Origin of the sequence: Halolactibacillus alkaliphilus (assembly GCF_900115465.1) — a bacterium.
GTDB lineage: Bacteria > Bacillota > Bacilli > Bacillales > Amphibacillaceae > Halolactibacillus > Halolactibacillus alkaliphilus.
Map to the genome: position 1 here is coordinate 101,957 of NZ_FOWN01000001.1, position 13,955 is coordinate 115,911.

Annotated in this window: 6 protein-coding genes and 1 pseudogene; 5 read left to right on the forward strand and 2 right to left on the reverse strand. The window is 34.2% G+C overall.

The window, feature by feature from the left end:
* Nucleotides 1-18: 18 nt before the first annotated feature.
* The 5 genes and pseudogenes from BM163_RS00450 to BM163_RS14160 all read left to right on the forward strand — a co-directional run.
* On the forward strand, nucleotides 19-1,575 hold the full coding sequence (locus BM163_RS00450) for a response regulator transcription factor (RefSeq protein ID WP_089799074.1): 1,557 nt from the start codon (nucleotides 19-21) through the stop codon (nucleotides 1,573-1,575).
* A 51-nt stretch (nucleotides 1,576-1,626) separates the two neighbouring features.
* Nucleotides 1,627-2,256: a YesL family protein gene (locus tag BM163_RS00455; RefSeq protein ID WP_089799076.1), complete on the forward strand. Its 630-nt coding sequence runs from the start codon at nucleotides 1,627-1,629 to the stop codon at nucleotides 2,254-2,256.
* A gap of 938 nt (nucleotides 2,257-3,194) precedes the next feature.
* Nucleotides 3,195-8,768: a polysaccharide lyase family 8 super-sandwich domain-containing protein gene (locus BM163_RS00460; RefSeq protein WP_170243656.1), complete on the forward strand. Its 5,574-nt coding sequence runs from the start codon at nucleotides 3,195-3,197 to the stop codon at nucleotides 8,766-8,768.
* 400 nt (nucleotides 8,769-9,168) lie between these two features.
* Entirely contained in the window at nucleotides 9,169-9,378 is a 210-nt protein-coding gene (locus tag BM163_RS00465; protein ID WP_089799080.1) for a hypothetical protein, read from the forward strand.
* 136 nt (nucleotides 9,379-9,514) lie between these two features.
* Nucleotides 9,515-9,961 (forward strand): annotated as a pseudogene (locus tag BM163_RS14160) (transposase); the annotation flags it as partial.
* Between the two features lie 269 nt (nucleotides 9,962-10,230).
* On the opposite strand, the gene BM163_RS00475 reads toward BM163_RS14160, so the two are convergent.
* Both BM163_RS00475 and BM163_RS00480 read right to left on the reverse strand, forming a co-directional pair.
* Nucleotides 10,231-11,349: a glycoside hydrolase family 88 protein gene (locus tag BM163_RS00475; protein ID WP_089799085.1), complete on the reverse strand. Its 1,119-nt coding sequence runs from the start codon at nucleotides 11,347-11,349 to the stop codon at nucleotides 10,231-10,233.
* A 246-nt stretch (nucleotides 11,350-11,595) separates the two neighbouring features.
* A complete protein-coding gene (locus tag BM163_RS00480; RefSeq protein WP_089799087.1) occupies nucleotides 11,596-13,719 on the reverse strand; it encodes an alginate lyase family protein in 2,124 nt (707 codons plus the stop codon).
* Nucleotides 13,720-13,955 lie beyond the last annotated feature (236 nt).

Genomic DNA, 13,955 nt, shown 5'->3' on the forward strand with positions numbered 1-13,955 from the left:
TACTGGGGGTGTTAAATAGTGTATAAAGTTATGGTTATTGATGATGACATTCCTATGCTGAAATATATAAAACAGGCTGTCAACTGGAACGAAATTGGTTTAGAAGTTGTTTTTGAATCTTCGTCAAGCATTCAGGCTTTAGAGGCGCTAAGTGAAATTCAACCGGATATCCTTTTGACAGATATCGGCATCCCGGGTATCGATGGTATAGAATTAGCTAGAAGGGTAAAAAAGAAGAATGAGCAAGTAAGGATTACATTTTTAACATGCCATGAAGACTTCTCTTATGCAAAAAAAGCTATAAAACTGGAAGCAGATGATTATATACTAAAAGAAGAATTAACTCCAAAAGTTTTAAAGGAAAGCTTGTTGAAAATGATTTCTAATTTAGATCAAAATCAAAATTCCACCCCGGATAATATAATTGATCGTCATAACTATGCTAGGCGTATATTTGTTGACAAATTACAAGAAGGTAGTGAAGATATAAATCTTTGCTTTAAAAAAATGAATGTGTCTTGGGATTTACCGGATTACAAAATTATCATTGGTTATTTGCCTGTGAGTAATAGCATTATCTCAGATTATTATGCTCTATTAGAAAGTTTTTACAAACACCTTAGTGACTTCCTCTATGAAAATGATCAAGTGGAGGTTTTTATAAATAATGACCACCTAATATGCATATATAATTATAAAGATAATATAAAAGTGCAAATAGAGTCTCAAATTAAGAAGTTGCTAGAAGCAGCGGCAGGGTATTGTTACAGTATGAACCATACTAGATGTTCTTTTTTATTAGTTAAAGATAAGTTGAATTTGAATAATTTAAGCGAGACCTACCGTGATATTATTAATCATCGAGAGCGCTATTTTTATAGTATTCCAAAGCAAATACAAGTAGTATCAGTTAGTAAAGAATCAGCATTTATACCATTAGGAAACTTAATTGAGTCAGAAGAATATACTTTATTTAAGTATGTTGAGTTAAAAGATGAAGATAATATAAAAACTTGCATTAATAGAATAAAAAAAATAATATATTCGAATCAAATAGAGCCTAACGATGTTTTAAGTGCACTGTTAACCATTGTAATTAAATTGGAACTAAATTTAATTACAGATAATAAAGTAGATTGTTTTACAAAAGCTCTTAAATTGTGTTGGACAATGGAAGAAGTGCTTGCCATTTTTCAAGATAAGGTCATTCAAATGACAATTGAAGGAGAAAGTCAGTTATCAATAAAAAATAAAATAAAAGGTATTCAAGATATAGACTCTTATATTGCGTTGCATTTGTCAGAAAATATAAGCTCGATAGATATGGCTAATCATTTGCACTTTAACCCTAGCTACTTCTCTCGATATTTTAAGAGGCTTACTGGTCATACATTTACTGATTATTCCTATAGGTACAAAATGACAGCAGCATGTCGGTTTTTAGTTGATTCCGATCAACCAGTTGAAGAGATTGCTCTTAAAGTGGGGTTTAATGAGCGCACATATTTTACTAAGGTTTTTAAAAAATATATCGGTCAAACACCTGGACAATATAGAAAAAGAGGCAATAATTAAATCAAAGTGTAAGTTCGATAGTATAGATAGACAGCGATAAGGAGTGATATAATGGATTTAAAGGGTATAAAAGGTAGATTATATAATTTTGGAGAATTTGTGACAGCGCTTGCATATTTGAATTTTATGTGGATCTTATTTACTTTTTTGGGAGGGGTTTTATTAGGTGTTCACCCTTCCACTGTTGCATTATTTGCATCTTTAAGGAAGTGGAAGGAGGAGGGAGTGTATACTATTGGCTTTAAGGAGTTTAAGAATGAGTTTAAGAAGGAATTTAAAGATGCTAATATTCTAGGGGCATACCTTACCGCTATTTTATTGATGTTGATTTTTAATGGATTTTTAATATTTTTAAATCAGTCAATGGTTAATATATTTTTAAATGTGGTATACTTTTTATCCGTTGTTTTGACTATGATTTTATTTATATATGTTTATGCAGTATATGATTATTTTGAAAAAAAAGCTGTTACAACGGTTGTGTATGCCGTTGTAATTGGTATGGCTAATCCACTGGTAACTATCAAGCTAATTTTACTGATTTTTTTACTAGGTATTGCTATTTATAGTACAGCAGGAGTACCTATATTTTTCGGAATTAGTGCGATTTCGTATATAATTATGAAGAATGCACGTCGTATTTTCATGAAATTAGAGAGTCGTTCAATAGCTTTGGGATAGTAACAAATTAGAATAAGTAGTGCTTATAAAGTGGATTGCATGCAATCTACTCTACACGTCTAGATTGAATAATGATATTTCGTGAAAATCGCTATTAAACTTAGTTTATAGCGGTTTTTTTATTAACTAAAAATTGTTATATATCCTGGATTCAATGTTTTTGTCTCACCGTCTAGTACTTTTGAACAATTTGTGCTAATTAATTTTGAACAGTTTTTTAGTCAAATAGGGTTTCACGGTATTTCTGAATATTGCGGTCAAAAAGAGCCACTTGGAGGTGCGGATGTTTTCACAGAAAGACCCCTGTTCTATTCATAGTCCTTAAACCATTTGTACAGTGCTTCTTAAGAAGGATAGCCTAGTTCCTGAATGACTGATGCTAATGGGTGATCGCATTTAATGTGGAGTTTTACAGCTTTTATTCTTTCTTCGTAAGAGCACATGGACATTCTCTCGCCCTATAGTTGTCCAAGAATATGTCAGCACCCCCCTGTGTAACGCCTATGTGTACGACAACTTTTCTGACGGCAATACGAGCATGTGGTACTTTTTGAATCAATAAATGCGACAACATGAATAATATTGGTCTCTTCTGAATTCAATACAATATGTATCTAAGGATCAAGTTTCGTTATAGAGTGAAGCACAACAATCATCTCTTTTATCATAATATACTTTGTTTTAAATATACCTTATCCCCAAAATGGTGTGTGAACCAATTCCCTATTGCCCAAGTACAGAGAAGGATTTCCACGGATGGATTATTTAACTCTTATTTTAAAAGAATTTTGGTAAAATAAATGCACAGCACAGTAAAAAAAATCCTCTTTTATTCTGGGTATAGTTGCTTAAAATGGTAGTGATAGCGTTAAAGGGAGGGGAGAATATAGTAATAGGTATCAAGAGCCGAATAATTAGAAAAGGAGATGAATCAAAGTATGATGAAAAAGACGACTGCTCGCGCACTTGTATTTATTTTAGTCTTTCAATTATTACTACCTATTTTTGAAAGCGTTAACATTTTGGGGGCTCAAGGTCTCATAACAGAAGAAAGTGATTTCGAAGAGCTTTTGCTTGAAGAGGCCACATCTAATTTGGTTAAAAACGGAAACTTTAACCATCGAGAGCATGCAGGATTATTCGCTCATTTGTGGAATCGCGATGAAAAACCACAGTATTGGGAGTTAAGGAATTGGGCAAACTCAAATGGAAACGAACCAATCGGTGATATTCTTGAAGAAGATGGACAGTCAGTTGTCGAGATTTCTCTCGATCGAACGGTTGGTTTCTTTCAGTATCACGAACGTATGCCTGTACATCCAACCACAACTTATAATATAAGCTCTAGGGTGAAAACAAAAGACATTCAAACACCACATCAATCAAAAAGAGCGATTTCATTAAGGGTGGAACAGTTTAGTGCTGGTAATCAATTATTACAAAGGAGAGACTATGATTATATTGAAAATCATAGTGGTGAGTCTGACTGGATTGATTTAGTTGGTGAAGTTACAACGTTAGAAAATACAGCAAGTATTATGATTGTTTTGATATTAGGAAATGTTTCGCCTGGAAACGGTTCAACAGGAACTATTTGGATTGAGTCGATGGAAATGGTGAAAGAATATACCCCAATTGAAAGCATATTATTTAATTCACCTGAGTACATAATGTCAAAAGGTGATCAACAGGAAATTCCTTATACCATCACTCCCAGTAATGCTACTTCTAAAGAGTTAGAATGGATATCTGAAGATGAAGAAGTGGTAAGAGTGGTTGAAGGAGAAATTACAGCCTTAAAATCTGGAGAAACCCGTATTATTGCTAGATCAAAAGTTGATTCAACCATAGAGGCTGTTGCTAAAGTAAAAGTTGTTGATGGAGAAATCCCTATTCAAGAAATAGTTATTGAACAAGAGGATATGATTTTACAGGTCGGGCAAGGGGCTATTTTGAATGTTGGTATTATACCGGAAAATTCAATTTTCAACGAAGTTGATTGGCATACATCCGATAGCTCAATTGCAAGTGTTAATAAAGGTATTATCCGAGCGCTTCAACCTGGAAAAGTGACGATTCAATCAAGTGTTGGAGATGTTAGTGATTCTCTTGAAGTTACGGTTATTGAAGAAAAAGTTGATGAATATGACTTGATGAGAAAAAAATGGTTAGAACTTATAGTTCCTAATGATTATATAGACTTAGGAAATGCACAAATTAGTGAGACTGTTGCCAATTTATCGAAAGAGGCTAGTGAAATATGGAGTGAGATGAATAAAGATAACAATCGCTCATATTTATGGTCAGATGCAAAGAGCACTAGTAACTCAGCTGATGTGACGACTAATTATCGTTACTTAAATATACTAGCACAAGCCTATAGTACCGAGGGCAGTGATTTAAGAGGAAATGACAAGCTATTAAGAGATATTGTTGATGGATTAGAGTGGATGGATAAATACCGCTATAATAGTACTGGAATTGATTATAATAATTGGTGGGATTGGCAAATAGGATCTCCTCAGCTACTGAATAATACAGTTGCCATTTTATATAATTATTTAACGGATAATCAAATTCAGAGATATATGAGTGCTGTTAAGACATATGTTCCTGATCCAACACGATACTATGGTGTTGGAGGAGCGACATGGCAAGTTCGAGCGGAGGCAGGTAATCTAGTAGATTTATTAAAAGTATCTACTATTCAAGGCGCTCTTTCAAAGGAGTCTGATAGAGTAGCTAAAGGAAGAGATTATTTCCCTGTAATAAATTTAGTAGGAGAGGGAAGAGGTAATGGCTTATATGCAGACGGTTCATTTATAGACCATGGTAATATAGCTTACACAGGAACATATGGTGTTGTCTTTTTGGGAACGATGTATGATATGGTTTATTTATTAGATGGTAGCCCATATGAATTAAAGAAAGATGATCTAAAAGATATTTATGACATGATATTAAACGCATTCCAACCAGTTATTTATAGAGGTTTAATGATGGATATGGTGAATGGAAGAGCGATATCGAGAGGAAACACGCAAGATATTGGTCATGGAAGGGGTGCAATTCAAAGAATCATTCAATATTCCACAATCGCACCAGAGGAATACAAGGAAAAGTTAGAAAGTATGGTGAAATATTGGCTTTTATCAAATGATAGTATAGACATGGTTTCTCAATTCACAAGTGTTCCCGTAATTTCTAGGGCAAATGCAATCATTTCAGATAGCGATATTATTCCAAGAGGGCCACTAGTTGGGCATTATAATTTTGCTAACATGGATCGTGTTGTTCACCGCACCGAGAACTTTGTATTTGGTATTAGCATGTATTCTAATCGTATTGCTGCTTATGAGGGTAATATGAATGGAGAGAATCTAAAAGGATACTATACAGGATCTGGTATGACATATCTTTATAATGATGACCTGACACAATATAGTGATAATTTCTGGCCGACTGTTGACTCATACCGATTACCAGGAATAACAGTCGATGCAACAAAAGAGCTGCCAGTAGGTAAAGGGACTGGACGAACATCGCCCGAATCATGGGTTGGTGGTAGTTCCATAAAAGGCTTATATGGCACAGCTGGTATGAGCTTAGATCAAAGCATTTATGATATGTCATTAAAGGGTAAAAAGTCATGGTTTATGTTCGATGATGAGGTTGTCGCTCTCGGATCAGGCATAAACAGTGATGATGATCGCCCAATAGAAACCATTATAGAAAATCGTAAAACACGTGCCATTGGTGAGGATAGAATCTATATAGATGGCGAGGAGAGGCCTGCAGAGATAGGGTGGATTAAGCAAAGTCAGTCAGCTCAATGGGCACATTTAAGTGATAAAGTTGCTGGAAGTGACATAGGATATTATTTCCCTGATAATATGGATATTACTTTTTCTAGAGAAGAAAGAGTAGGACGATGGCACGATATTAATACCCGACAAGGAATAAGTAGTGGTTTAGAAGAAATTAAAAGAAATTATTTTCAAATAGTAGTTGATCATGGTGTTAATCCGACAAATGAAGGCTACTCTTATGTACTGCTTCCTAACAAAACAAAACAAGAAACACACGAGTATTCGGAAAACCCTGATATTGAAATATTGAGAAATGATGAAAAGGTACAAGCGGTAAAAGAGACTAGCTTAAATATTATCGGTGCTAATTTTTGGACTAATCATAAAGAAGCAGTTGATAGGATTACTAGTCATAATAAAGCTTCTGTAATGATTAAAGAGATACCAGGTGATATGCTCGAAGTAGCTGTAAGTGACCCAACGCATCTTGCAGAAACGATTACATTAGAATTAGATTATTCAGTTGATTCGATTATGTGGATGGATTCTAGAGTCAATATTATAGAAAATAATTCTAATCGTATAATAATAGAGATTAATGTTAAAGGTGCGATGGGAGAGAGTGTCATTGCAAAATTCAACTTGAATGAAGGAGGGGTACCTTGGAAAAATAACGTGCTTTATGAAGACTCCTTTGAAGCGGGTGATAGTGAAAGCGCTGTGTTAAATTGGGATTCTTTTGGGGTTGGAGAAGTTTATTATGAAAAAATTATTAGCCCATTGTATTCTCAAAAGGATTTTACAGGGGTCAAGACGTTCGAACCGCAGCTAGATAAAGTAGTTGTTGAATATGATTTTATTGCGTTTAGTAATGATGTTGATGCCGTAATGGGTAATGGAGGGATTAATCAGACCATTAGTAATTATCCTGATATACCAATTATTGTTCGAGCGACATCAAATAATGGAGGCTTCTTTGATGCTAGAGACTTTAATCAATTTAAAGCAGAAAACACTTTAGCTTTTGAGAAAGACACAACTTATCATGTTCGATTAGAGATTGATCTAGATAATCAAACCTATAATGCTTTTGTTAAGCCGGTTGGTGAAGAAGAGGTTCAAATAGCTTTAGACTATAGGTTTAGAGATTCTGCTCAAAACCCGGAAGATATAGGTCGATTTATATTACAAGATAATAGAGTTAGCCAAGGAAGCCAAGTGTTTAATTATCATATTAATGGAGAAAATCAAGATACATCTAATCAAAGTATGAAAGTGAGTTCCAACTCAGGTGAAAGTTTTTATGTTGAAAAAGTGTTTGAGGCACAACAAGAAAGGCTTTTGATTGATTGGTTATTTAAGAAAGAGGAACTCAATGATGATGCTTTTGTAATATTAAGTGATGAGAATGAAGTAATTCGTTTGCAAATAGAAGAGAATATGTTAACTGACCGATTTAATAATCAGACCATTATCTCATCTATTGAACAAGATGTATGGCACAGTGTCTCACTGGATATAAATGTAGCAAAAAACACATACAGTGTTTATGTTGATGGTGATTTAGTTCACGCAGATCTAGATTTAATTATGTTAGATCAATCAATAAATATATTTAGAATAGAAATGGATGAAGAGTCTAGAAGCTCTTTAAATTTGGATGATATTAGCATTAAGAGTAAGAGTGTAATGGTAGATGCATTGGAAATAGAGCAGGAACTTAAAAGTTTAGTCGTAGGTGAAACAAACCAAGTGTTAGTAAACATTAAGCCATCAAAGGCATATACTGGTGGAATTCGATGGGAAAGCTCTAATGTATCTGTTTTAACAATTGATAATCAAGGTTTAATAACTGCTGTTGGTGAGGGTACAGCGATTATTACTATTATCGACCGGGTTACTGGAATAAGTGTTGAGCGAACGGTTACTGTTTATGCACCGGAAGAAAAAACCTTAGATAGCTTGACTTTATCAGTAAATAAAGAGTTTATTAGTTTAAGTGATCAGGTTCAGCTCTATATACAGGGCTACTATGCTGATGGAGAAGCGGTCAACTTAGATCAATTAGAAGTCATTTATGAGAGCAACCAACCTAAGTATATCCATATAACGAATTCTGGTGAAGTCAGTCTAAAGACTTTTCCTGAAAATGTGGATAACATTAAGGTTTGGGCTAAAGTAACAATAGGTGAAGAGGAGATAAAATCAAATGAGATCTCACTTAATGTTGCTATGGTTGACGTTGAAGTGCTAAAAAAGCATTTAGAACTAAGATTGGATGAAGCAATACAGATGGTTAAAAATGCAATTTCCGGTAAAAGTCCAGGACAATACCCACAGTCAGCAATAAATAAATTAAGAATAGTGTTAATGGACATAGAGGAATTATTAAGTGAAGACAACTTAACTCTAAGAGAAATAGCTGCAGCTATAGAGACATTAGATCAAGCGATTAGAGAGTTTGAATCGGCTATGTTTATACTACCTGAGGGAGAACAAGAATCTGAAGATATCGATTATGATAAATCATCAGAAGAGAGTAAAGATAATGAATTGGATGATTCCATAGAAGCGGAGTCCGATTTCAAATTACCTGATACTTATACCAACACTTTCAATTTATTTTTATTGGGTATTATGTTCTTCATCTTAGGTTTTGGCAATCTGTATTTCCAAAAAAGAAAAACGTCAAAACTTAAATAGTCCGACGACCTGCTTTCAAAACACTCGAATGATACAATGAAGATTTTATTGTATTAAGTATCGAAAAGGTTATATAGCAAAATAATGTATTTTTTATTAAGTGTATAAGTTAAAATGTAATGCAAGTCTGTACGAAACTAGCCTTTGTTAAACTTTTAAGTTTAGCAAAGGCTAGTAACATCTGAATTTTATAATGATACTTCGTAATAATCCGCTATAAACATTGATAAATAGCGGTTTTTGTATTGATTAAAAACTCAGATATGAGACAAAAAACTGGCTCTGTACTAAATGTGGTGGTACCCTTTGAACTGACATTAGCCTATATCACAGAATACACTTATACCCCTCATTTTTTAAACTATAATCGACGAAAAAAATAGAGAAATGAGGGGTACAAGTGCAAGACAAGTTTATCATAAAATTGTTAGGAATTGAAGATAAGCATGTGGAATTATGGGATGTGGATGAATCAAAGTCAAAGTTACAAGCATGGGTAACAACGAAGGTAAAAACACAAAAATGTCCGAAGTATAAAGCACTTACAAGAAAGGTTACGCGTATTTCAAACAAAAAGTCGGATCGATTTGTGGTCTTCATAAGCCATTAACATTATACATAAAGTAGCGCCGATATAACTGTAAGTCATGTCAGGCAACATTTATGGAAAAATTGAGTTTTATTAAACGTTATCAGAGGTGCTTAAGTGTTTTACCATAAACGGCTAGGACTAAAAGAAATACTGGCGACTAATACTAAAGCTTTGTGAAGACCTTTCAAGTAACGAGTACAAGCACTATACCATGTTAGATTATTTTGATGAACTAAAAGCAAACTATGACTTACTCCGGTGTTTCTTTAAAGTTTTTGATGATAGGAACTTTGACGATCTCAAAGAGATCGTGAAGGAAAAACTTGATGCAAATATTTCTAGTTATATGAAATCGAGTATAAAGACGTTATGTGAACATTTACCACATATTCAAAACAACTTTAATTATACTTATAATAACGGCCGCATTGAAGGTATTAATAATAAAATTAAAGTCTTAAATCGCGTCACATATGGTTATCGTAATTTCAAGAACTATAAGAGCCGAATTCTTTTGCGTAAAAACCAGTTGAACCAGGGGAGAAAAAGTCACAAAATAAAACATATGTTTCAGCTGCATAAAATAAGCCTAAACCTGTGAAATATAAGCTTGAAATTATTGGTTGGAAATTCTCACCAACCCTATTTGACAAAGAGCTAGAAGAAAACGACCATGATAGGCTTAGGGGGCGGAGGGTGCTTCAAAGGCACTAAAATGACCATCCCACACAAGGTAACTCGTCATGGTCGTTACTGAAGTCAAGTATGGCGGATACTACCTCGACTAATATTAATCAAATGAGTGGTGTTTTAGGTACCACCATATTTGACAGAGAACCGAATTACGTTAACATAACAATCAACTGACCATTAAACTGTCCAATAACCTCTGTGTTTCTTTTCGAGTCTCATTAATGCTTCTAAATAAAAGTAATCGCCCCATATAACGAAATCATCTGGAGAAATATTTTCTTGCACACTATATGAACCATGGTCTAGTAATCCTTGTTCATTATCTTGTGTTTCACACTCTTTTATTAAAGCTGCCATAATGTGATGTATGGAGCTATCTAAAAACCCTTTTTCTGGATGGTCAGAAGTTAGTAAATTACTGAGTTCATGCATCCCGCAAACAGCGATTGCACACGCTGAACTATCGGGTTTAGTATCTGAATTAGTAGGTGCATCGAAATCCCAAGGAGCAATATAGTTTTCAGGCAATTGCTTAACAAAATACTGAGCGGTTTTAATAGATGTCTCCAAATATGAGGAATCTTTGGTGTAATAATAGGCTAATGCAAAGCCATAAATTGCCCACGATTGTCCTCTGGACCAAGTTGAGCCATTTTGATAACCTTGAGCTGTCGCTCCTTTTACGGCATCTCCAGTTTTTTGATCAAAATAAAATGTATGATAAGATGAGTTGTCGCCGCGTATAAGGAATTTACGTGCAATGTCAACAAATTGCGTGGCTGCCTCCTTATATTTTTGATTTCCAGTTTCTTTGCTAGCCCAAAATAATAGAGGCATATTCATTAAGCAGTCTATAATAATTCTTCCACCGTTATCCGGATCATCCTTAGGTCCCCATGCTTGAAATATTTTCAAATTTGGTCTGTAGCGCTGCATCAGTTTATCTGCGGCAGCAATGGTTAGTTCTTTTGCATCTTCTTTTTCTTCTATTTTCCATTGCGCTAAGCTGGAAGGTGTATATAAAAAGCCGATATCATGCATATCTAAGACAATATTATTTTCCCACCGGTTTCTGAAACTGTCGACAGTTTCTTGCGCGGCAACTTTAAACACATTGTCATTACTGTACTCATAGCTAAGCCATAGTATTCCCGACCAAAAGCCATTTGTCCAATCTTCGTTAGCATTTAAAGAGTATTTACCTCCCTCACTCACGTGAGGGAATAGTCCATTGAATCTACTAATATTAGCTTTTGTCTTTCTTAATGTATTATCAATTGCTTTTGAGTATGTCATGCTTATCAATCTCCTTTTACTAAATTTATATATGTGTAAATATTTATAGGCGCTTTTTTAAACAGTTAAATATTGGATGCGTGTATTAATTAATTCACCTATCAGCAGCAAAAAAAGAAAGCGCTAGCATATTATTGTGGTGATTGCTACTACTTTATGCTCTTGGTGCAGCTGTGATTCTTGATGAAATACAATGGTACAAACAAAAAGTTATTATAAAAAATAATAAACTTTGAAAATTTAGGCTTATTTGATAACAATAATCTCCTCAACCAATCCTTTTCTTTTTACTAAGACGAGCTCCCCGAATACTTGAATGCCATCAATTACGTAAGACATGGCGTGCAAAGAAGGAGATTTTTTACAATTTAATATCAGGTGTTCCTCATCTAAAGAGGGGATCTCCAATTTAAACGCTTGTGCCTCGTTTTTTGAAACTAAATTATCGGCTATGTCATACACATCTACCTCTATAATCTTTGGAAATAAATGTTCATTTTCTTTGACTGGATATAGGAGCTGGCTCATTATAGCTGATCCATTAGATTTAAGATGATATTGAACGTTTTCACTTTGTTCAACTTTATTATACTCAAAAGAGATTGGCATTTGAGAGTTAGTAATCTCCATTTCAGTACAACTTAATGGTATTATGAGTAGATTTGGTACTTCTTTGTTTTGTGTTGAACAAATCTTCTTTTGACTATCAATATTAATCTTTCCAGGTGGGAAATTAAAGACTTGTGTAAATTTATGAGATTCTTTGCAAGTGAATTCGTCGATTAATAACCAATAAAAAGGCTTGATAAATAGCATTTTTCTCCTGACATATACAGGATCCTCTAAATGGAGATATCCATCATGACTAGCCTCAACATAATCGAAGAAAGTCTCACTTTTGTACAATGTATGTAAAGGAGAAGCAATTTTACTGTACCCCCAAGAATCAGTACATTCAGTAAAATCTATGTTATCAACAAGTGTCGTATTATGAGCACTTGCTTGTTTTAGTTGAAGTCTATACTTAGAATTATTACTATAATTGAATCGTCCCCTGTCTGTTAGCAGATCTTTACCAAAGGCATAAATATCAAAGTGCAAGAGATCAGCGTGACCATGTCCACCACCCAATTGCCCACAATGAAAAAATGAATACAAATCAGTAGTTTTCCAGCCAGATCTCATGAAGAAATTTCCGGAATGCTCGAAACTCTTAGATGATTTTTTCGGCTCAATGGCCTCTGTTTTTTCATATTGTTCTGCGGCCTGCACGCCTAAACACCAAATGTTAGAAAAATCCATTTTTAAATATCCTCTAGATTTTAAGGTCGCATCTTCAAGAATACTTGCGGACATAGTGATAAGGTCTCTTGTATCAATCGAGTCACTATCTCCTTTCATGGGTTGGTGGTAGTTAGGTTTGGTCATGTACATATTTGCGTAGGCCATCTTTTTAATCGTTTCAACTAGATGACTGCTAACTTTTAGCTGATTGATTTTACTAAGGTGAAGCATACCGAGATAAGACAATAATACCTCGTTATGATACATTGGTGATTGCTCCCAGTGTATACCATCCTTCATTACCTGGATTCGAGCTGTTTCTTCAAGGCGATACTGACTAATATCGTACCAGTCATTAGCCTCTTTAAAATCAATACCGAATATTGAAAAATCAAATAGCCCCTTACTTTCAAGCACTCCCCAATTGCTAATGTAATTCCATTTACTGAAGCTATCTGCTAAGTATTTGGCTTGTTGATATAAGGATACCAGCAATGTACTAAATATCTTTGGAGTGAAAAAAGCACTCTCTTTAAATAAATAAATAGATTTAATCCAGTTACTAATTCTCAATCCAACATCTATTGTTCGCCAAGCAAGGGGAGAGGTTTCTTTAGGATTGGAATAAATCCAGTTAGTGATAATATCAAAATAGGTCTCTGCATATTTCTCATCACCTGTTATAACATAGGCCTTCCCCAAAGGGATAAGAAAACGGTGTCTGTTTAGCATGTAGGTCCATTCCGGATCATCTAAAGGAATGTAGCGCCAATCTATCTCTTGATTAAATGTAACGGGAATAGATGTTTTTTCCATGTCCCAGGCTTCTTGAAATATAAAAGTTTTATTTACTAATTGTTCAGCAACTTTTACAACATGCGTTACTTTATCTGGAAAATCATCTTTAGACAGGGCAATTAACTTATCCTTTTCTGAAGTATCAAATCCCATTCTAGGATATTTTCTATTAAGAAAATGCTCTTTTAGTAAAGAGAGGGCTCTTTCTTCTTTGTTTTCATTTAATAGCTCTTTTATCTTTGTAAAATCTGGAGAATCGATGTCAAGTAGTTCGAAAATATTAGTCAATTGAGTAACCTCCTTTTGGTAAGCTCTATACTGCTAATTCTAACAGGCTAAATAAAGTTAGATATGTAAAAATCTTAGACGTACGTGCACTATTTTTACCTGTTAGCTTTATTTGATAGACACCTTTTGTAAAGGTGTGATATCTTGTAATTTAATCAAAGTGGAAATATAAGTGAAAAGGAATTTAGGTTTATTTATGGACACATGACTTAATTTAGAGGGTTTTTAGTTGATCA

What these genes read in the sequence shown, in the direction of transcription:
- BM163_RS00455 (WP_089799076.1), top strand. Translation starts at nt 1,627, where the DNA reads ATGGATTTAAAGGGTATAAAAGGTAGATTATATAATTTTGGAGAATTT.
- BM163_RS00460 (WP_170243656.1), top strand. Translation starts at nt 3,195, where the DNA reads ATGATGAAAAAGACGACTGCTCGCGCACTTGTATTTATTTTAGTCTTT.
- BM163_RS00475 (WP_089799085.1), bottom strand. Translation starts at nt 11,349, where the DNA reads ATGACATACTCAAAAGCAATTGATAATACATTAAGAAAGACAAAAGCT.